Raw genomic sequence first — 21,975 nt, forward strand, 5'->3', positions numbered from 1 at the left:
TTCATTCCTTTGCTGTTATTTTAAAATTAACATCAGTGCATATTCACGATATTAACAAGTTTGTTCCATATTGTCAATGGCTGTGAATTGAAAAATAACAGCAAATAAATTATAATTGAATTTATTAGATAAATTGGAGGTATGTTTTATGAAGAAATCCGTCAAATTGAGTGATAGCGTCCATGCACTAGTCCTAATATCGACTGATCCATTTCATAATTTGACCAGCGCTCGTTTAGCCGAAAGTATCAAGACAAATCCTTCATTTGTCCGCCAAATCATGAGTAAACTTAAACAGGCTGGTATTATCGAGAGTGTCACCGGTCATCCTCAACCCAAACTGGCGATTGATCCTAAAAGTATTTCACTATTGGACATCTACCGTGCTGTCGAGGGCGATGCACCATTATTACAACTGGATACCAATATAAATCCCGAATGTGGACCTGGAGTTAATATTCAGCTGTCACTAAAAGATTATTACAATGTGATCCAGCAAAACATTGAAAAACAAATGGCAGCTATCGATCTCCAAAGTATAATCGATAATTACGAAAAAAGATTAGAAAACCCCAAGTCAGATTATTTACAATTGATTGCTGATAAATAATAAAGATGACAATTCAATTCCTCAATTTGGAATTAAATTGTCTTTTTTTTGTAAAAAAAAGACCATAGACAAAATTGTCTATGGTCGAAAGTTTATTTATTATTCGTCGTCATCATCTGCAGCGGCTGTATAAACTTCTGAAACATCATCGTCGTCTTCTAGTTGATCGATCATGTGTTCAAATTGTTCTTGTTTGTCTTCTGGTACAGGTGTTGTATTTTGAGGGATCATTGTTAATTCTGAGTTAGCAATTTCATAACCCTTTTCAATCAAACCATCACGTACACCGGCAAACTCTTTAGCATCTGTATAGATCTCAAAAGCGTCATCTGATGTTTGTAAATCATCAGCACCAAGATCCATGATGTCTAATAAGACTTCATCTTCATCTTGAGTATTCTTTGTACGATCCAAAACAAGGTATCCTTTACGGTCAAACATATAAGCAACTGAACCGCTTGAACCCAAGCTACCTCCGTTACGAGTAAACGCAACACGTACTGAAGAAGCTGTTCTGTTCTTATTATCTGTCAATGCTTCAACCAAAACTGCAACTCCACCTGGAGCGTAGCCTTCATATGTTACTTCGTCGTAGTGTTCTTCACTACCACCTTCGGCTTTATCTAAGGCACGTTTGATGTTGTCCTTAGGCATGTTAGCTGCACGAGCTTTATCTACTATTAAACGAAGAGCAGCATTACTGTCTGGATCGGCACCACCCGCTTTTGCCGCCATGAATAATTCACGTGATAATTTTTGGAAAATCTTTCCACGCTTAGAATCTTGGGCATTTTTTCTACCCTGGATGTTATGCCATTTTGAATGTCCTGACATTTCTGCTTCCTTCTTCCACTTTTATTGTAAACCAGGTAACATAATATCAAAATATGCCCGTCATTTCAATATTAACCGGTAATTAATAAAGTGAAATCAGCGATTATTTTTACGACGTTTAATGTCAATTCCTACTAATGACAACAATCCTAGTAAAATACCACTGATTGTAGCCATCAGACCACTTTTATTTCCAGTTTGAGGGAATCTGCCTTTAGTTGCTTCAGAATTTGTTTGAAGACTCTTATTAGCAGAAACCGTTGCATTGGATGTAGCAAGTAAGCTCTTTGTTACTGGACTCTGCCCTGTAGCACCCTTAGAACTGAGATATGTTACTGAATTTTTACCACTATATTCACTGCCGCTATTAACGACTGGAGTTTCTGGTACAACTGGAGTAGTTGGTTTAGGTGATCCTGGATTTGTTGGAGTTTCAGGGTTAGTTGGTACTTCTGGAGTAGTTGGTGTTCCTGGTTCTTCTGGATTTGTCGGTGTTTCAGGGTTAGTTGGTGCTTCTGGTTCTTCCGGATTTTCAGGTTCCTCTGGATTTGTTGGTTTCTCTGGTTCTTCTGGACCATTCTCATTACCTTGATCTCCAGAATCTCCTGGTTCAGTTGGACCTGTGCTACCGCCAGAATTATTGTCTTCTGTTCCGCCAGTTACATGCAGAGTAACATTTTTAGTCATACCGTCAGCTGTACTCAAAGTTACAGTATAATCGCCATTCTTAGTTAAATCGGCACCATTTAAGTTCAATGAAATATCACTCAGTGGAAGTGGACCATTCAAATCATAAGCAAAGGCTTTAAAGTCATCTAATGTTGGAGCAGGATCACCAACCTTCATTGTGTAATCTTCACCATTGATACCAGTGATCGTAAATGTTCCTGGTACTACTGTGATCGTGTAATTTGGATTTGCATCTTCATTTGGTGTAACAGTTATTGGATAAGTACCCACGGTCTCACCTGGATCACGAGAGACTGTATATTCAGCATCAGTTACTCCATTAGAAACTTGTCCTGTTAAAGCAGGATCGGTTTCACCAGAAGTTTTGGCAGCATTTACAGCAGTAATAGTTATTGGAAGTTTTTCGATCACATAACTAGATGTGTTGGTCCCTGGTTCCCAATCGTACAAATCACTATCTGGTAATGCATTAATTGCAGCTAAACCTTGAGATGTTAATTGAACTTGGTAAGTTCCGGCATCAATTGCTGGTGTAACAAATTCTACGTCGCCTGGTTTAGTTGTATAAGTAGTCCCATTTGAAAGTGTTACTTCATAACTGCCGGTTTCTGCCGGTGTACTACCACTATAAACACTGGTGTTACTGCCGCTTATTGCATATGTCCCAGCATTCTTTTGAACACTAACGTCGACAGTCGTACTGTACTCACCATAGCTATATGTAACTTTATAAGTCCCCGGTGTCTTTGTATCGACTGATGAAACGGTCTGTCCAGCTGGATCTTCAATTGAAACTGTCATGCTGGATAATGGAACGACAGTACCATCTTCAAGTGTACATCCCACAAAGTTATCTTCTGGAGACCAATTAGATCCGAGGATAACCATTGAATCAATTGCTTTAATAGCAGGGTTATTTAAGACAACATTATATTGACCGTTATATTCTGGTCCGATGCTCCAATTAAATGCGAAATTCTCTGTTCCGGTAGGTATATTAAAGACACCATTTGAATATGTAACGCCACTAGTCAATCCAAAAATTCCTAAGTACTGTTCATTAAATCCATCAGCGTTGATGTTAAAGAAGTCTGAGATCTTATCATGTGTTGGATCGGTAAAAATAGTATCAACTTGATAGCCACCGATACCTGATCCGAACGAACCAGAAATACTTACGTTAGGCGCGTCAATATTAACGATTCGATTATATTTGAAGACTTCGTTTCCTAAAGAAAGATTACTGCCTGAATAACTTAATCCCGTCAATTGATCACTTAAGAATGCTTGATCACCAACCGAAGTTACACTAGCAGGAACGGTCAAATCTCCTGAAACCTTATCATATTCAAAGGCTCCAGCACCAATAGTTTGAAGGTCGGCCGAATTAGTAAGATCAAGAGTCGTTAAATTATTGTCGTAAACAAAGGCTTGATAACCTATCGAGGTCAAAGTTTTATCAAAGGTTACACTTTTAAGATCAGTATTAGAGGCAAAGGCCTGATCCGAAATAGTTTGTAAACTATCTGGCAATGTCAAAGTTATTAAGTCCGGATTATAAGCAAAGGCCTCCTTACCAATTGAAGTAACCGAATTTGGCAAAACAAGAGAGGTTATCGGATCAGATACAAAAGCATCATCGCCGATCGTTTGTAAAGTTGTATTTTTAGAGAAATCAACTGTTGATAATTTACTATTGTAGGCAAAGGCAGATTGACCGATACTCTCTAAGCCATCATTTAAGATAACGTTAGCCAAACTTTCATTGCTATAAAACGCCTCCTTACCAATAGTTGTTAGACCATCATTTAAGGTTACTGATGTCAAATTGTTATTAAATTGGAAAGCATTATTACCGATTGCGGTTACTTTATAGGTCACACCGTTGAGAGTAATTGTTGGAGGTAAATTGATTGAAGTAATTGTTGAACTTCCAGTAGCCAATCCTGTTACTGTTGCAGTCCCTGATGTAGAATCCGTTGACCAAGTAAAACTATCCGAAGGTGTGTATTCAGAGGCACTAGTGGCCGGTGCTGTCGTTGTAGGTGTATTGGTTGTTGCAGTTGTTGTTGGTGCTGTGACCGTCGGTGTTGTTGTCGTTGGAGCAGTTGTTGGTGCTGTTGGCGTAGTAGTGGTCGTTACTGGAGTTGTTGGTGACAGATCTCCACTAGCAGTTACTCCTCCGCTACTAGTGCCAGTAGTAGACGTACTTGTACTTGGTAACGTAGAAGTACTAGTTGTAGTTCCTGTTGAAGTGGTTGTTGTCGGAACAGTCGTTGTACCCGTTGTCGGCGTCCCTGTGGCAGTAGCTATGTCCGTACTAGTCGACAAGGTCGTCGTTGGAGTAGACGTTGTCGTTGGGGCAGTTGTTGTACCCGTTGTTGGAGTAGCTGTTGTGGACCCAGTTTCTGGTGTAGTTGCCGTACTTGTACTTGTTTCAGCAGCTTGAGCTAGTACTTGATGTGTCAATGAAGTACCAACGCCCAAAGTAATTGCAGCACTTGCAGCAATCACAATTTCTTTACCATCTTTAATTAATACATTTTTTTTCATTTTCATCATGAACATCCCACACTTCTGTTTAAACAAATTTTGATTATATTATATAAAGTTTTAAGTTTAAGACAAACAAAAAGACCTCATCTGAGATCTTTTTTAAGTGAACCTAATTCATGATAAAAGAACAACGCTCTTTTCTAGCGCTTTATTTATATTTTTATAAAATGTAGGATATTAAAACTCCAGCAAACATAGCAATATTTACCTAAAGTTTTTTCGATTTAAATAACGTGCAGAAAATCAAGCCTTCTTGTGTTTAGTCAAAATATAAATAACCAAAAACAATATCAGTCCTGCTAACAAAGCTCCCATACTATCTAAAATAACATCATAAATAGATGGAGTCCTGCCACCGGTCAGTCCTTGATGAAATTCATCAAAAGCCGCCAATCCAGTGGCAACCATCCAAGGAACAAATACGCTCAGTACCTTGTGAGTCTGAAAGTAATTATATAAAGCCAAACTCAAAAATAATCCTAAAATAAAATACGTTCCAAAGTGTGCTCCCTTGCGAATGAAAAACTCCACAAAGTGAAAATAACCATCATTTTGAATCGACTGGATCTTACCGCCATAGTTGAAGCTTATTCCACTCAACAAATGATAAAACGGCTTATTATTGGAACCCAAATGACGCTCCAAGAAAGGAACCGATGTCTGCTGTTTGTAGGTCATCGATGAACTATAAAATAGTATCAATTCGACAACAACAATCGCCCACCAATACCATTTTTCATGCTTTTTAATTCTATTAATCACTGTTTTTCTCCAATTTTACTTTAGAATTCAATTTTCTAGCATCATCAAAATAATCAGTATGATAAGAAGAATGAATTGCCCAATAATAAATAGCGGTGGAAAAAGCTAATATCAAAACAAAATCCAATGGATATTTGATCAAATCTATTCCGCCAAAGTTAACGCTACCTAACCAAGATATCAATGATAATCCCGTCAAGTGAACGATAAACCACAAACTGGCATACATTTTAGGTTTGAATTCATTGAACCCTCTTTTGAAATCATAAAAGATATAAATTGGTAAACCGACAATAATAATGACGATCACTTCAACCGTAGTTGGGAACATTGACCAATAAATTGCTAAACTGATCAAATCAAATACGACTGGAGCCAAGATATTCATCCCTTTAATTTTTGATGGACGCTTAAAGTCCGGACCCATTCTACGTAAGCTGCCAGCGACAACTGGCCCCGTCAATAACGATATTAACGTTGAAGCAGCAACGACTCGAGACAGTAATGACCAATTTTTAAATAACGTTATCAGTATCATACTGACAACTAAATTAACCAGCAATGCTATTCTTGGCGAACCAAATTTATTATCACTTTTGCCCAATATCTTAGGCAAATGTCTATTCTTAGGCATCGACGACAAAGATTTACTAGCAGAGGCTGAAAAGGCAATTCCACTTCCTAATGGTGAAATAAAAGCTGTGAAATATATCAAAGTTGATAACCAATAGATATTTAACAGAATTGCTAAATCGGCATATGGTGAATTGAAATTCAGACTCGACCAACCTTTAGCCATGATGCTCTGTGGTAGTGAACCGACAAAAACTATTTGTAAAGAAATATAAATCAATGCACTTATCAATAATGAAAGAATGATACCTCGACGGATATTTCTCTCTGGTTTTACAATATCATTTCCTAAATTAATAACTGTCTGAAATGCTACATATGAATAAATTATTCCAGCACTACCGATCGCCACAAAAATTGAGGCCGTGCCATTAGGCATAAACTGCTGCATATTATGTCCCATATTATTTAAATCAAAATGTGCTGTGATCAAGACGATCATCGTGATAACTGGAACTACTAATTTAAAAACTGCTATCAAGTTATTAAATTTAGCCATGATCGATACGGACCAATAATTTATAAACGTAAAGACAAATAATAATCCAGTTGCCATAAGCATTCCACTCGATGATAATTGACCGTTATCCATGAAGCCATGTGTAAAACTAGCCCATTTCCATGGCCATGTACTCATATATTGTGTTGAGGCAACCGCCTCTATTGGCAAAATTGCTAGTAATGACAGCCAATTTGCCCACGAAGCAATGTGTCCCAGAAATGATCCATGCGTATACATCGTAAAGCGGCTCATTGCACCATCTTCAGGAAACATCGTTCCAATTTCAACATAGACCATTGCGATCATTGCTACCAATACAGCCCCGATGATCCAACTTATTATAGCTGCAGGGCCAGCGATTTTTGCCGCCTGACTCGATCCAAACATCCAACCAGAGCCGATTATTGCGCTTAAACCAAACATCGTCGTTGAAAATAAATTTAATTTTTTATCATTCATCCAAACCCACCAATTCGATTAAAAAAAAGCCTCTAAAATTAGAGACTTTTCTTTATTTAATAATTTATATTACTCTACAGTAACACTCTTAGCAAGATTTCTTGGTTGGTCAACGTTGTTACCACGGGCCAAACTTGCGTAATATGCGATAAGTTGTGCAGGTACAACACTGACGATTGGTGAGATCATTTCGTCAATTTCTGGAACTACGACTTGATCACCTTTTTCAGCAAATTTCTTGCTTGCAATAACCAATACATGAGCACCACGAGCAGCAACTTCTTGAATATTACCACGTGTATGTGAAGCGCCAATACCATCATTGATGTAAGCAAATACTGGTGTATCCTTTTCGATCAATGAGATAGTACCGTGTTTCAATTCACCTGCAGCAAATCCTTCAGAATGAATATATGAAATTTCCTTCAACTTCAAAGCAGCTTCAAGTGAGAGTGCATAATCAATCCCACGTCCGATATAGAAAGCATCTTTCTTGTCTGTTAAGTAGTCAGCAGCAATTTCTTTGAATTTATCTTTTTCGTCAACAATTGTTTGGATAGCATTAGCGGCAAGTGCTAATTGTTCTTGAAGGTCAAGGTCTTGAGCAGCTTTAACACCCTTGAATTCACCAATAGCTTTAGCAAGCACAGCTTCAACGGCGATGTTAGCTGTATAAGCCTTTGTTGAAGCAACGGCAATTTCTGGTCCAGCGAGAAGTTCCATTGTATATGTAGCTTCACGTGAAAGTGTTGAGTTGGCAACATTTGTCATTGTCAAACTGTGGAAGCCGAGTTCATTAACTTTTACAAGCACTTGTCTACTATCAGCAGTTTCACCACTTTGTGATAAGAAGATAAAGAATGGTTTCTTAGAAAGTTTTGGCATATGGTAACCAAATTCACTAGCTAGTTCAACATCAACTGGAACATCAGCTAAGTTTTCAAAAATATCCTTACCAACTAAGGCAGCGTGATAACTTGTACCGGCAGCAACGATATATAGACGATCCGCACCAGCAACATCTTTAAGCATAGTTTGATCTACATTGATCTTCTTGCCATCAAAGTAGTTTGATGAGATCTTTCTCATAACGGCTGGTTGTTCATCGATTTCTTTCAACATGAAAGTATCGTACGTACCCTTTGAAATATCACTAGCATCAAGTTTTACAGTATATGGATCTCTTTGAACGGCTTTACCGTCAAGAGTACTGATCTCAACACTATTCTTTTTCAAGATAACAACTTCACCATCATGGATCTCAACAAATTTATGTGTACTTTCCAACATGGCCATAGCATCTGAACAGATAACATTGAAACCATCACCCAAACCAATAAGTAAAGGACTCTTGTTCTTAGCTACAAAGATACGATCAGGGTTTTCCTTATCAACTAAAGCAAAGGCATATGAACCTTCGATCAATGACAGAGCTTTTCTGAAAGCAGCTTCAGTATCCATATTTTCTTTAACTGCAAAATAGTCGATCAATTGAACAGCTACTTCAGTATCAGTTTGACTCTTAAATGTTACATCACTTAAGTATTTTTCTTTTAGTTCAGTATAGTTTGTTAGCACACCATTATGTACCAAGTAGAAACGATTGTCTGCTGAAAAATGAGGATGAGCATTAGCTACTGTTGGTTCACCATGAGTTGCCCAACGAGTATGTCCAATTCCGATAAGTCCTTGTACATCATCTGAAACTTCATTTTCAAGGTCACTGATCTTGCCAACTTCTTTTACAAGATAGTCTTTGCCGTTTTCATTATTTACGTAGATACCGGCTGAATCATATCCACGATATTCAAGTTTTTCAAGTCCGCTTAATAAAATTTTAGTTGTGTTTTCATTACCTACAACTCCAACAATTCCACACATTGTATAAAACCTCTCTAAATCGGTATAGTTTTTATTTTTAAAATTGGTCTAGCCTTTTAATCAAGGCGACCTTTTAGATAACAAAGCCTAGAATACTAATTTAGATGGATTATGTCAACTATTTTTCGATAATTTGTAAGGTTTTTTAATAAATGGTATATGTATCGTACATTAAAATTGGTATTGGTATAAACCGATTACATTTTTCGTATGTGATTTTATTTACTTGTTGATTTTTGATTGTAATTGTGAGACTCGCTTTCAGAGATTCTTGGAGTTGGATTGCCGCCTCCGGAAGAGAAAAAACTAACCTGCTGTGGGGAACGTTCTCAGCCAAGGTTTGAGAACTCGATTTTGAGCTTTGTCGCAAATCTCAAAATCGTCCATTCTGTAAGTACGGCTACGCCGTTCTAACAGAATCTCCACTGCTGGTCAATTTTCTCTCTTCCTACGGCTATATTATATTTTTATTTTTAGATCATATATATGTTTTAATCCAATAGCATTCAAATAGTATCTATAATTAAAATCAAAAATATGTAAGTTAAATATTCAACGGTTATTAATAACTGACTTGCTAAATGTCATAATTCAGAGATCCAGTCGGAGGTCGCAAGAAATTTTCCTGCAGTGACAGTGGCGTTAGAGTGGCGATCTTCCGCTCTTACCCCACGAACGATTCTGAGATTTGCGTAAGCAAAGCTCAAAATCGAGACCTCAGACCTTGGCTGAGGTCGGTTCCACAGCAGGAAAAGTTTCTTGCGACCGGAGACGACATAAAAAAAAGAGCACTCATATAAATGAGTACTCTCAATACAATTTTCTAGCTCAATTCGTTCTTTACAACATCAACGATTTGATCACAATAATTATTAACTTTTTCTTCAGTTGAAGCTTCACACATAACTCTCAACAAAGCTTGTGTTCCACTAGGACGAACCAATACTCTTCCGTCTCCGTCCATTTCATCTTCGACAGTCTTAATAGCGTCCAAGATTGGTTGATGAGTCTTCCAAGCATTCTTATCTTTAACTGGTACATTAACTAACTTCTGTGGATAAACTTTCACTGGGGCAGCTAATTCTGACAAACTCTTGCCAGTTTCTTTCATAACATGCAACAAGTGGATTCCTGTTAACATCCCATCACCAGTATTCATGTACTCATACAAGACAACATGTCCTGACTGTTCACCACCGATGTTGTATCCATTCTCACGGATCTCTTCTACCACGTGACGGTCACCAACGGCTGTTTGGACATACTTCATCTCATTGGCTTCAATTGCCTTGTAGAGGCCTAAATTGCTCATTACAGTAGTTACAATAGTGTCTTTCTTTAAACGGCCACCGTCATGTAAATATTTACCTAAGATGAACATGATTCTATCACCATCAATGATATTACCTTCCTCATCAACAGCAATACAACGGTCTCCATCACCATCAAAAGCTAATCCAGCAACTGCATCTGATTCTTTAACTTTTTCAGCCAAAGCTTCAGGATGTGTCGAACCAACACCTTTATTGATATTGATACCATCTGGATGAGAAGCCATAATGTCAAAATCAACATCTAAATCAGCAAATAATGTACTTGCCAAACGACTTGTTGAACCATTTGCGGTATCCAAAACGATCTTCATGTCGCTTAAATCATCTGACAATGTTTGCTTCAAGAACTGAAGATACTTTTGAGCACCTTCTGGATAATCAGAAACGCTACCTAAGCCTTCAGCTGATGGTCTTGGCAAAGTATCTTCTTTAGCATCCAATAATTCTTCGATTTCATCTTCAACATCATCAGCTAATTTATAACCATCTGAACCAAAGAACTTAATTCCATTATCTTCAGCTGGATTATGTGAAGCTGAGATCATAATACCTGCGTCGGCTGAAACAGCTCTTACAAGATAAGCTACGGCTGGAGTTGTGATCACGTCCAAATTCAAGACTTCGATACCTACAGAAAGTAATCCCGAAATTAAACTCTCTTGTAGCATTTGTCCTGAAATACGTGTATCTCTTGCTACTAAAACACGTGGATGTCCATCTTCATTCTCAGAATGTTGTGTTAGAACATATCCTCCACATCTTCCCAATTTAAAAGCTAGTTCTGGACTTAGCTCTTTATTAGCAATTCCTCTAACTCCATCTGTACCAAAATATTTTGTCATTATTGTTACCCCCAACGTTTAATTTCCATCGTTGTTATCATTATTATTTGTTGTTGAACTATTGTCATCATCGTTACTTGATGTATCTGTATTCGTACTTGTGTTAGTACTTGTACTGCTGCTAGATCCCGTTGAAGAGCTCTTAACAGTTATCTGAACATTGATATTATCCGGATCAGTCGAAACAACCTTATCTCCTAAAGCATCGGCCAAATTGATCGTCTTTTTAGTATCACTATTCACATCAGATATATCTATCGGAACATCGATCGAATCACTAATAGCATTTAGTTGATCTTGCGAACCATAAATCTTAATTGATTTGGTATCCGAATCGAAAGTGTAGCTATTATTCGAATTACTTCCCTTTTGTTTCAAATTTATTGAAACCGTCTTACTAGGGATACTAATTGGAATTTTAACATGAACCGTCTGTGGATCCAAAGTCACACTTAAAGTTTTACCATTTTTATCCAACGCTTGCACTAAAACTTCTTGATCAAAGGTAGATTTTATCCCCTTTGGCAAAACAGCTTCTACTACAACTCGATCGATCCGTTTAACTTCAGCGGAAGCACCTGTTGCAGTAACTGTTGTTGGTGAGATCGAGGCTGCCCCAGCTTGATAGCCGTCAGCTAAAGAGTTCTTATTGTATTCGGCATCAACCGTAAATGACTTAGTCTTACGCTTTTGAATATTGACTGTGACATATTTAGGTTTCACCGAATAGGTCAACTCATTATTCAAGCCACTGACTTTTACCTGAACTCGATGCTGACCAGTTGAATATTCTTTTAGATTTAAATATACATTAAAGTTCTGAGTATTCTTAGTAGCTGTTACTAAAGCCGATGGCCCCTCGATCGTTATCTTTACACTTTCAGGATAACCAGTAATGTAATAGTCATTGGTATTAGCCTGAATCTGCAAAGGAACAGTCATTGTAGCTTTAGTATTAGCCGTAGACGTACTAGATTGATTAGAATCCCTGGTTGAGCCTACTCCAGGACTGCTAACAGCAACGAATAGCCAAATAGCACAGCAAAGTGAAATAAAGGCATAAAAGTAATTACTATTTATTATCTTTTTCATTTTGCTTGCCCCTTCCTCGACGGATTGAGAAAACGTCAAATAATGAACGACTACTGTCATTACTTGAATCTGCTAATTGTGCATGGAGATATTTCAGATATTCTTCACGAGTTAGATCTAACATCATATGACCATTTCTCGTAATCATAACTCCACCAGTTTCCTCAGATACAACAATCGTTATAGCGTCAGTAACTTCACTGATACCAACAGCCGCACGGTGTCTAGTTCCCAGCTCTTTAGGAATTGTATTACTCTCTGAAAGTGGCAAATAAGCGGCCGCAACAGAGATTCGATTCTTCCTGACGATCACCGCCCCATCATGAAGCGGCGTATTAGGGATGAAAATATTGATCAATAACGCTCCGGTAACTTCAGCATCCAGATCAATACCGGTTTCAACGTACTCTTCCAAACCAGTATTCATTTCCAAAGTGATCAAAGCACCAATTCTTCTCTTACTCATATATTGAATCGCCTGATCAAGACTTTCGATCAGGTGATTTTTGGTTTTACCTTCTTCATTGCTGGTAGAGCTAAATAGCGGCAATCGTCCTAAATGCTCTAGTCCACGTCTGATTTCAGGCTGGAAGATTATCACGATAACAATGATCCCCCAATTTATCAGTTGGTCCATCAAAAATGAGACAGTGTGCAAATTCAGCACCCAGCTGATAAGTTTGATCAGAAAAATCACGATGATACCTTTTAACAGTTGAACCGCCTTGGTACCTCGGATCATCGAAAGCACTTTATATAAAACATACCAGACTACCAAAATATCAACTAGATTGGCTAAGTTCTGCCATGTAAAAATATTGCTTGGTATAAAATTCATTATTTTTACCCCTTATTAGCTGAACTAATTATAGCAAACAATAAAAATTATAAAACTTGTAATTTCTATTGAGTATCAACATTAATTACTTCTTCACTGTAATTAATGTTCTGACGTAATTCTTTAGCAGTAGCCTTGCTGATCCTACCACGTTCGAGCAAGTCTTGAACAAAAGCTCTTTGGTAGCTTAAAGCCTTTATTTCCAGACTGGCTCTTTCACTATTAAATTCAGGAGTACGGTGCTTGTTCTTACCCTGCAATAAATCTAATCGTTCTTCATAATGACGTTGGAAAACGTAAATCAAATTATCTGCAATATCGTCATGATCTGAAAGATCCAATTCATACAGTTTATCGAGTGCCTTTTGCGCACCAGCAATTGATATCTTTAAGCCATCTCGATTAAATTGAATAACTTCTTCATGCTTTTTAAACGGTAGATGAATTATTCGTTTCAATCCCAAGACGGTTCTTCTAAAGTAAGCAATAAAGAATTCGATCGTAGGGTTGTAACGATGCTTAACGATTTCTTTTTTATACTTAGTAATCTTTTTAACCGCAATATCATAAGCATCCTGAGAAATTTCATTATTCGCATATAATTCTTCAATAGCTTCTAATTCACAATTAAAACAGATATCCCAAAGCTCAGCATCCTTCTTACCTTTGACACGTTTTTTACTGATTTGGGCAGGATTATTAGCCTGAACATTCAAATTATGGATATTGTATAAATATTCCGCAATAATTGTTGAATAAATTACGTCATTATCCTTAATATTTTCGTCTTTTAATTTTTTAATGGTTTTTTCTAGGATGACTTTATTAGCCTGATATTGATTCATCTGAATCTTTACAGGTTCATTTACTTCATCATCATCTTCGTCGTCTTCATCATCATCGTCATCGTTTAGGCTGTTACCACGATACGTAACAGGCTCAGAATTCTTCGTTAAGATTGGGATCAAGAAAGTAGCCCCCAACAAACTGAAGATAATTACTGTACTGGCGATAAATAATAATAGTGTTCGTGAAGGAAAGGCCGCCCCACCTTTGATAGTCATTGGAATGGACAAAACGGCAACCATGGTAACGGCACCACGGACACCAGAAATTCCTGACATCAAGCAATAGTCAAAACGTTCTTTTGAAAAGATGACTGTTTTTCCATCGCTCGGAGCCAAAGTAGTATATAAATAACTCCAGATAAATCTGATAACGACCAACATGATCCAAATGATAAATGACAATCCAATTGCCATAAAGGTACTGATATTATCGTTATGAACCAGTTCTTCCATCGCAAATGGAATCTCAATACCCAACAGTACAAAAACGATACCGTTTAAGATATAAATAACCATATCCCAGGTCCTTGAGGTAACTAATCGTATCTCTGGCGAAAAATCATTGACTCTTCTATTTGAAGAAATGTTCATGATACCAGCAACAACGACCGCTACAACACCAGATACATGTAAAACATCTTCAGCAATGTAATAAATCACGAAAGGAATCGTTATTTGAATAATCGTGTGCAAGATCGAATCATCAACACCCTGATTGATCAAATACAGTCTTAGGCCATTAAAAATCCAAATAGCTATAGCACCAAAGAAGGCACCAACAAAAGCAATATACAAGAAGTCAATCGTTGCACTCCTTAGAGAAAAGACCCCTGTAACCGTTGCAGCAACACCATATTTAAAACAGATCAAACCAGAAGCGTCGTTTATTAAACTTTCACCACTAAGTAGATGCATCAACTTATCGGGAATTCTAGCTTTTTTCGCGATAGATTGCACCGCGATCGGATCAGTTGGTGATAGAACGGCAACCAATGTAAATGCCGTTGCCCATGGTAAAGAAGGAATAAGCATCTTTACGATCACCCCACCAACCACAGTAGAGATGACTACCAGAAAAATAGCATTCCCGATAATCGGCCCCTTCAATTTCCAAAGTTCTCGTTTTGGGAAACGATTCCCATCATTAAATAGAATTGGCGCAATAAAGGCCAACATAAACCACTCAGTATCAACGGAAATTTTGACATGCATAAATAATGCCGCAATTATCCCCGCTGAAATTTGAATCAAACTTGGTGGAACTGATACAAAGTAATGGCTGATAATATTAGCCACAATTAGTAACGAAACGATCAAAATAACTGATTCGAGTACCGCCACAGACATCGCCTACCTTTTTTATAATTTAGTATCTTCACCGATAATCCTAACTTCTGTTTGAAGTTCAATATCGAATTTTTCTTTAATAGTTCTTTGAATCAAATGAATTAAATTCATGTAATCAGTAGCTGTCGCATGATTGATATTAACGATAAATCCGGCATGCTTCATTGAAACCTGGGCGCCACCGATAATTTTTCCCTGTAATCCAGCTTTAATGATCAACGGACCAGTAAAGTGTCCTGTGGGACGTTTGAAAACACTACCGCAAGATGGATATTCCAAAGGCTGTTTTGAACGACGTAACGCATTTAGCCGATCCATTTCATCTTGAATTTTATTTTTATCACCAGAATTTAGTTGGAAAGTTCCACTGATAACAATTCCGCCATTTTCCTGAATAACACTGTGACGATAAGCAAAATCCATCTCTTCATGGTTAAAGTTTTTAATTTGTCCATCAGGCAAAAGAACTTCAGCCGAAGAAAAGACATCCTTAATCTCTCCACCATAAGCACCGGCGTTCATGAAAACAGCACCGCCAACACTACCAGGAATCCCTGCAGCAAATTCTAGTCCTGTTAATCCAGCTTTTTGAGCGGCAATCGTCGTATTAATGATCGTAGCTCCTGCTTCAGCCGTAACTTCATTATCATGAACAGAAATTTCATGGAAATTAGGTAAGATAATCACGATACCGCGAATTCCACCATCTTTGATGATCAAATTACTTGCATTACCGATAATGGTTATCTTAATATCATTTTCACGCGCTGTATTAACAATTTCGACAAGTTCACCGCGGTTTTTTGGAAAAGCCAAGACATCGGCATTCCCACCCGTTTTAGTAAAAGTATACTTGCTTAATGGCTCATCTTTTTTAAATTCAATATTAGGTAATTTTTCAACTGGAAAATTCAATATTCATCATCCTTTTAATGTTACATAAACTACTCTTAATTTTATCACACACTACAATTCTTAACGAACTAACTAGCACTATGACAATGTTATAATTATTTCGAGGTGATACTGTGAAACTTATATCGTGGAATGTAAATGGCCTACGTGCCGTTGTTAAGAAGGATTTCTTAGAAACTTTTAAAAATTTAGATGCTGATATATTTAGTATTCAAGAAACTAAATTACATCAAGACCAAATTGATTTAGACCTACCCGGATATCATCAGTACTTTTATGATGCCATAAGAAAGGGATATTCTGGGACAGCTGTCTTCACTAAAGAAGAACCGATCAAGGTCACTCGAGGACTAGGGATTGACGAATTAGATACTGAAGGTCGTACTTTGACATTGGAATTTCCTAAATTTTATTTGATCGATAGCTATTCACCTAACTCACAACAAGAATTAAAACGACTCAATTTTAAATTAGCTTATAACGATGCCCTGCATGACTACATGAAAAAATTATCCGAAGAGAAACCTGTTATCTTATGTGGTGATTTAAATGTTGCTCACAAGGAAATCGATCTTAAAAACGATAAGACAAATCATCATAATCCTGGATTTTCAGATGAAGAGCGTCAAAAGTTCACTGAATTACTCGATGACGGATTTATCGACAGCTTCCGTTATTTGCATCCCGATGAAGTGAAATATTCTTGGTGGAGTTATCGTTTCAACGCACGTATGAACAACGCAGGTTGGCGTATTGATTATTTTGTTATTTCCGAAAATGGCAAAAATTTGATCAATAAAGCCGAAATTTTAAATGATATCTACGGATCAGACCACTGTCCGATCGAATTAGATTTAAATTTGGAGGATTAGCATGAATTTTGTCGCAATGGACTTTGAAACTGCCAATGGGCACCGTACAAGTGCCTGTTCACTAGCACTTGTATTAGTCCGTAACAGTCAAATCGTGGATAGTTTTTATACACTAATAAATCCACAAGAAAATTTCAGTCCTAGAAATATTCAGATCCATCACATCAGACCACAGGATGTACAAGATGCACCCACTTTTGATAAAGTTTGGCCGCATATCCAACCATTATTTGATACATCTCACTTGGTGGCTGCTCATAATGCCAGTTTTGATAATAGTGTATTAAAAAACACTTTGACGAATTATGGAATTTTCCCGCCAAAGTATTTAACAATTGATACTGTAAAAACCAGTCGTAAATTTTATCCAGAAATGCCTAATCATAAATTAGACACTGTCTCAAGAAATCTGCAAATTGATCTAGAACATCATCACAATGCTTTAGATGATAGTATTGCTTGTGCCAAGATCCTTTTAAAGACTGAACAAGAATTTGGTACAGAACAAATAAAAAGAATGGCTAAGTTAACCTAAGCCATTCTTTTCATAATTAAAGTTTTATCTTTTTCTAACTCTGTCGTGAATCCAAACTTTTCATAAAGGTGGATCGCAACAGGGTTATTTTTGTATACTTCTAAACTAATTTTTTCAATTGGTGCATGTCTCGCCCAATCGATTGCTTCTTCGGTCAAATATGATGCGATGTTATTGTTCCAAAAATCTTTTTCGACCACAACACCGTACTCTGATTCAACATCTGAAACTTTTTCTAATCGGCAAAATCCAACAATCGAGTCATCGAAGACTGCTACAAAAATTTCATCAAAATCTGATTCTGAAATAACACTCAATGAATCTGCTTCATCAGAAACACTGACATTTTCTATGTCTTCATATTCAATAAAATCACTTTGTTTACCCGCACGCTTTAAAAACTCCAATAGAAGTTTCGCATCGTTGGGAACAGCTTCTCTGATTATTAATTGATCACTCATACCAAATCTCCAAAATCACGATTCTCATATTTTTGTCCATGAAGCTTTATTTCGATCTGACGATCTTCGTCAGATAGTCGAGTAATATTGATCGACATATGTTCTTCAGGTACTTCATCTTTGATGAATTGTGGCCACTCCACAATTGTAATTCCATCGCCGTTGAAATATTCATCAAAGCCTAAATCCTCATCTGGACTACTTTCAAGTCGATAAGCGTCCATATGATATAGCGGGATTCTACCATCTTGATATTCTCGAATCAAAGTAAAAGTCGGACTTTTAACATTTTTCTTGATATCTAATCCTCGGGCCAATCCACGCGTCAAAGTTGTTTTACCTACACCTAGGTCTCCGTTCATTAAAATAACATCGCCAACTTTTAAATATTTACTCAGCTTTTGTCCTAAAGCCTCTGTTTCTTCATAAGAATGTGTTTCTAATTGATATTTGATCATGTTCTACCTCAATATTTTTTTATAAGGCAAGTGCTGCTGTTAAAATAGCCGTCTTATAAACGTCTTCTTCGTTGCATCCACGAGAAAGGTCAGAAATTGGTTTGTTCAAGCCTTGCAAGATAGGTCCAATAGCTTCAAAGCCACCGAATCTTTGAGCAATCTTGTAGCCAATATTACCTGATTGTAGTTCTGGGAAGATGAAGACATTTGCGTGACCGGCAACTTTTGAGTCTGGAGCCTTTTGAGCACCAACACTTGGTACGAATGAAGCATCAAATTGTAATTCACCATCTAACTCGATTTCTGGAGCTAGTTTATGAGCAATTTCTGTAGCTTCGGCAACTTTAGTAACTTCGTCACTCTTAGCACTACCCTTAGTTGAAAAACTAAGCATAGCAACTTTAGGATCAATGTCAAATAATTTAGCTGTCTTAGCAGTTTGAACAGCAATTTCAGCTAATTCTTGTGCATTAGGATTGATGTTGATGGCACAGTCACCAAACATATATCTTTCGTCACCCTTTTGCATAATGAATGAACCACTGATACGTGATGATCCTGGAGCTGTCTTAACGATTTGTAATGCAGGACGAACTGTATCACCAGTTGAGTGAACAGAACCTGAAACCATACCGTCAGCTTTGCCCATGTAGACTAGCATTGTTCCGAAGTAGTTATTGTCTTTAAGCATTTTTTCAGCTTGTTCTTTAGTATTCTTACCTTTACGACGTTCAACAAATGATTCAACCATAGCATCAAAATCAGCATATGTTTCTGGGTCGATAATAGTAATATCTTTAAGATCAGCAGAATATTCACTAGCTACTTTTGCAATTTCGTCTTTATTACCAATAAGAATTGGTTTTAAAACGCTTTCATTGTGGAGACGCAAAGCAGCACGTAAAATTCTAGGTTCATTTCCCTCAGGGAAGACAATTGTAAAGTTTTTCCCATCAATTTTGTTCTTAAGACTATCAAATAAATCCATTATTTCTCCTCCATTTCATTGACAACCTCTGGTAATTGCCAATTGATTACCCTTACATTATAGTGTAAAAGCGCTTCATTTGCTTTAGAAAATGGACGAGAACCAAAAAAACCGTAATTTGCGGAGAAAGGACTAGGGTGTGTTGAGGAGATAATTGTATTCTTTTCTTGGTCGATCAAAGGGATTTTACTCTTTGCAGAATTGCCCCAAAGTATGAAGACAACTCCGCCACGTTCTGACAATGCATGAATAGCAAAGTCAGTTAATTGTTCCCAGCCCTTGTTCTTGTGAGAATTGGCCTGACCGCGTCTAACGGTCAAAACAGAGTTCAACAATAAAACTCCCTGCTCTGCCCAAGATTTCAAATATCCATGATTAACCGGTTTAAACCCTAGATCACTATCAAGTTCTTTATAAATATTACGTAATGATGGTGGAATAGTAACTCCAGGGGCCACCGCAAAACTGCAACCAATAGCCTGATTAGGCTCATGGTATGGGTCTTGTCCTAAGATGACTACCTTCGTATCAGAAAATGAAGTCCACTTAAACGCCTGATAAATGTTATTCATATTAGGATAAATCGTTTGTGTGTTATACTCGTTTTTCAAAAAGTCATGTAGTTCATGATAATATGGTTTTTCAAATTCGCCTTCTAAGACGTCTTGCCAATCATTATTAATAAAATTTCTCAACTTTGCACCCGCTATCTAAATAATATATTTTTACAAAATATGGTAATATGCACATAGCACAATAATTTTGGAGGGAATCATATGATTAAACTAATTGCATCGGATATGGACGGAACTTTGCTAAATGACAAGATGGAAGTTTCCGATCGTAATCTTCAAGCCATAAAAGATGCACAAGAAAGCGGCATCGAATTTCTCATTGCTACCGGTAGAGGAATCGGTGAAGCTAAGCCCTTTCTAAGAGGAAAGGTTACTCCAGGTTACATCACATTAAATGGTGCTGAAGTATTCGATAACAAAGAAAATTTAGTTTCTAGTAACCCCATATCCATTGATTCTAAAATCAAGATCGTAAATATTCTACGCACTCATAACATCTACTTTGAATTGATCACCAACAAAGGTATCTTTTCCGAAAATCTCGACCTCCGTATATCTAGTTTAGCCGACTTACTGTTAAAATTAAATCCCGGAACTACCAGAGAAGATGCTTTAAAACAAACTAAAGAAAAAGTCAAAGGTGTACCAATGACTTACGTTGACAGTTTTGAAGACATTTTGGCAGACTCAAGTTACGAGATCATGAAGATGATTGCCTACGATCCCGGCGAAGCAAAAGTTCTGGGACCTGTAATGGACAAGATTAACAACCTTTCTGATGTCGTCGTTACCTCATCAGCCCCTAATGATATCGAAATCAATAGTGTCGATGCTCAAAAGGGAATGGCACTTTTAGAATATGCTGAAAAAAGAGGCATTAAACAGTCAGAAACAATGGCAATCGGTGATAATTTGAATGATGCTTCAATGATCAAATCCGCTGGAATCGGAGTAGCCATGAAAAACGCCATACCAACTATCACTGATATGGCTGATGAATATACAGATACAAATGTCAATGATGGAGTAGCGCAAGCAATTGAAAAAGTAATTGCTGATAACAAAAAAAATATATAGGACAAATCTAATGAATTTATTTATTCGCAAAGCAGATTTAGTTGACGGCAACGTCTTAGTAATTGCAAATCAGAATAAAGAGACTATCTTTATTGCTTCGCGCGATAAAGATAATCCCCTATTGATCCAACTGTTCAATCGTTTGAATACCAAGATCGGTGAGATAAAATTAAAAAACAACTTCTTAAAAATTTATGGAATTGAAATTAATGGTGAAGAAGTTGCTACTATTAATGCGGTCCCCGTGATTGATATGAAATACGTTCACATTGGAAAAATCAATTGGAACATCACCGGCAACATAATAATGTCAAACTACCACATAACTAAAGGAAACAAAGAAATAATGCAAGTTCAACCAACAATATTAAGTTTAGGACACCCTGGATTAGAGTTGGATATTAACGAGATCGATCACGCACCAGTCTGCACATTGATTGCTATATTCTTAGATAAATATGTCAGGATACCTAATTTTAAACCTGACAAAACACTAAATTTAGGGTTTAAATCAAAAGTTAACTTCAATAATTTTAAAAAGTTAGAGTTTAGATGTAAAAATGGTAAATTTTAAGTTTAGTTTATTCGTACCTGTCTCCAGAAATGGGAATATTCACCTGCTAATCGAGTAGGAGGTAAATTAATTACCGACCTCTCACACCACCGTACGTACGGTTCCGTATACGGCGGTTCATTAATTTAAGCATTCTTAATAGTCTGGAGTTTCTTGGACATATTCATTAGTCCTAGAGACTCCAGCTTTTTATTTTTCAAAGCAATCATAAGTATCTTGCCATGCGCAGTGCGCCAATATCCCTTACGGGTATTGGCACACATGAATGCCTGGCTCTTATTTATTCCTAGTT

At 37.1% G+C, this 21,975-nt stretch carries 19 protein-coding genes and 1 pseudogene; 5 read left to right on the forward strand and 15 right to left on the reverse strand.

Annotated features, from left to right (window positions below):
* Nucleotides 1-148 precede the first annotated feature (148 nt).
* A complete protein-coding gene (locus EKM60_RS09900; RefSeq protein WP_125715017.1) occupies nucleotides 149-610 on the forward strand; it encodes an Rrf2 family transcriptional regulator in 462 nt (153 codons plus the stop codon).
* 99 nt (nucleotides 611-709) lie between these two features.
* On the opposite strand, the gene EKM60_RS09905 is transcribed toward EKM60_RS09900, so the two are convergent.
* From EKM60_RS09905 to murB, 10 genes are all read right to left on the reverse strand, one after another.
* Complete coding sequence (locus EKM60_RS09905) at nucleotides 710-1,444, reverse strand: YebC/PmpR family DNA-binding transcriptional regulator (protein WP_125715019.1); 735 nt, start codon at nucleotides 1,442-1,444, stop codon at nucleotides 710-712.
* Nucleotides 1,445-1,540: 96 nt separating this feature from the next.
* Nucleotides 1,541-4,687 (reverse strand): leucine-rich repeat protein, encoded by a 3,147-nt coding sequence (locus EKM60_RS09910; RefSeq protein WP_125715021.1) that lies wholly within the window; start codon nucleotides 4,685-4,687, stop codon nucleotides 1,541-1,543.
* A 246-nt stretch (nucleotides 4,688-4,933) separates the two neighbouring features.
* Nucleotides 4,934-5,449: a VanZ family protein gene (locus EKM60_RS09915; protein ID WP_125715055.1), complete on the reverse strand. Its 516-nt coding sequence runs from the start codon at nucleotides 5,447-5,449 to the stop codon at nucleotides 4,934-4,936.
* Nucleotides 5,445-7,046: an APC family permease gene (locus EKM60_RS09920; protein ID WP_125715023.1), complete on the reverse strand. Its 1,602-nt coding sequence runs from the start codon at nucleotides 7,044-7,046 to the stop codon at nucleotides 5,445-5,447. The genes EKM60_RS09915 and EKM60_RS09920 overlap by 5 nt, the downstream gene beginning before the upstream one ends.
* Before the next feature lie 69 nt (nucleotides 7,047-7,115).
* Nucleotides 7,116-8,927 (reverse strand): glutamine--fructose-6-phosphate transaminase (isomerizing), encoded by a 1,812-nt coding sequence (gene glmS / locus EKM60_RS09925; protein WP_125715025.1) that lies wholly within the window; start codon nucleotides 8,925-8,927, stop codon nucleotides 7,116-7,118.
* An 823-nt stretch (nucleotides 8,928-9,750) separates the two neighbouring features.
* Nucleotides 9,751-11,103 (reverse strand): phosphoglucosamine mutase, encoded by a 1,353-nt coding sequence (glmM, locus tag EKM60_RS09930; RefSeq protein ID WP_125715027.1) that lies wholly within the window; start codon nucleotides 11,101-11,103, stop codon nucleotides 9,751-9,753.
* Between the two features lie 18 nt (nucleotides 11,104-11,121).
* Nucleotides 11,122-12,195: a CdaR family protein gene (locus EKM60_RS09935; RefSeq protein ID WP_125715029.1), complete on the reverse strand. Its 1,074-nt coding sequence runs from the start codon at nucleotides 12,193-12,195 to the stop codon at nucleotides 11,122-11,124.
* Nucleotides 12,176-13,033 carry a diadenylate cyclase CdaA gene (gene cdaA, locus EKM60_RS09940; protein ID WP_125715031.1) on the reverse strand — a complete coding sequence of 286 codons (858 nt, stop codon included), beginning with the start codon at nucleotides 13,031-13,033 and terminating at the stop codon, nucleotides 12,176-12,178. Before cdaA ends, EKM60_RS09935 begins: the two co-directional genes overlap by 20 nt.
* Nucleotides 13,034-13,098: 65 nt before the next feature.
* Nucleotides 13,099-15,228, reverse strand: a complete 2,130-nt coding sequence (locus EKM60_RS09945) for a cation:proton antiporter (protein WP_225427048.1) — start codon at nucleotides 15,226-15,228, stop codon at nucleotides 13,099-13,101.
* 12 nt (nucleotides 15,229-15,240) lie between these two features.
* The gene (murB, locus tag EKM60_RS09950; RefSeq protein WP_125715036.1) at nucleotides 15,241-16,143 is read right to left on the reverse strand and encodes a UDP-N-acetylmuramate dehydrogenase; all 903 of its coding nucleotides are present in this window, start codon (nucleotides 16,141-16,143) and stop codon (nucleotides 15,241-15,243) included.
* Nucleotides 16,144-16,256: 113 nt separating this feature from the next.
* Here murB and EKM60_RS09955 point away from each other — a divergent pair, with 113 nt between their 5' ends.
* Nucleotides 16,257-17,015: an exodeoxyribonuclease III gene (locus tag EKM60_RS09955; RefSeq protein ID WP_125715038.1), complete on the forward strand. Its 759-nt coding sequence runs from the start codon at nucleotides 16,257-16,259 to the stop codon at nucleotides 17,013-17,015.
* 1 nt (nucleotide 17,016) lies between these two features.
* On the forward strand, nucleotides 17,017-17,550 hold the full coding sequence (locus EKM60_RS09960; protein ID WP_125715040.1) for a 3'-5' exonuclease: 534 nt from the start codon (nucleotides 17,017-17,019) through the stop codon (nucleotides 17,548-17,550).
* On the opposite strand, the gene EKM60_RS09965 is transcribed toward EKM60_RS09960, so the two are convergent.
* Genes EKM60_RS09965 through EKM60_RS09980 form a run of 4 tightly spaced genes read right to left on the reverse strand, consistent with a single transcriptional unit; the run spans nucleotide 17,547 to nucleotide 20,152 of the window.
* Nucleotides 17,547-18,011, reverse strand: a complete 465-nt coding sequence (locus EKM60_RS09965; RefSeq protein WP_125715042.1) for a GNAT family N-acetyltransferase — start codon at nucleotides 18,009-18,011, stop codon at nucleotides 17,547-17,549. The genes EKM60_RS09960 and EKM60_RS09965 overlap by 4 nt on opposite strands.
* Nucleotides 18,008-18,469 (reverse strand): tRNA (adenosine(37)-N6)-threonylcarbamoyltransferase complex ATPase subunit type 1 TsaE, encoded by a 462-nt coding sequence (gene tsaE / locus EKM60_RS09970; protein WP_125715045.1) that lies wholly within the window; start codon nucleotides 18,467-18,469, stop codon nucleotides 18,008-18,010. The genes EKM60_RS09965 and tsaE overlap by 4 nt, the downstream gene beginning before the upstream one ends.
* Nucleotides 18,470-18,488: 19 nt before the next feature.
* Entirely contained in the window at nucleotides 18,489-19,457 is a 969-nt protein-coding gene (gene pta / locus EKM60_RS09975) for a phosphate acetyltransferase (RefSeq protein WP_125715047.1), read from the reverse strand.
* Nucleotides 19,457-20,152, reverse strand: coding sequence for a uracil-DNA glycosylase (locus EKM60_RS09980; RefSeq protein WP_125715049.1), 696 nt, complete (start codon nucleotides 20,150-20,152; stop codon nucleotides 19,457-19,459). Before EKM60_RS09980 ends, pta begins: the two co-directional genes overlap by 1 nt.
* Before the next feature lie 81 nt (nucleotides 20,153-20,233).
* Here EKM60_RS09980 and EKM60_RS09985 point away from each other — a divergent pair, with 81 nt between their 5' ends.
* Together EKM60_RS09985 and EKM60_RS09990 are read left to right on the forward strand one after the other, a co-directional pair.
* On the forward strand, nucleotides 20,234-21,109 hold the full coding sequence (locus tag EKM60_RS09985) for a Cof-type HAD-IIB family hydrolase (RefSeq protein WP_125715051.1): 876 nt from the start codon (nucleotides 20,234-20,236) through the stop codon (nucleotides 21,107-21,109).
* A 10-nt stretch (nucleotides 21,110-21,119) separates the two neighbouring features.
* Nucleotides 21,120-21,683 (forward strand): LURP-one-related/scramblase family protein, encoded by a 564-nt coding sequence (locus EKM60_RS09990; RefSeq protein ID WP_125715053.1) that lies wholly within the window; start codon nucleotides 21,120-21,122, stop codon nucleotides 21,681-21,683.
* Between the two features lie 125 nt (nucleotides 21,684-21,808).
* Here EKM60_RS09990 and EKM60_RS11385 read toward each other — a convergent pair.
* A pseudogene (locus EKM60_RS11385) lies at nucleotides 21,809-21,975 on the reverse strand (group II intron reverse transcriptase/maturase); the annotation flags it as partial.

Source organism: Companilactobacillus kedongensis (genome assembly GCF_003946625.1).
Classification (GTDB): domain Bacteria; phylum Bacillota; class Bacilli; order Lactobacillales; family Lactobacillaceae; genus Companilactobacillus; species Companilactobacillus kedongensis.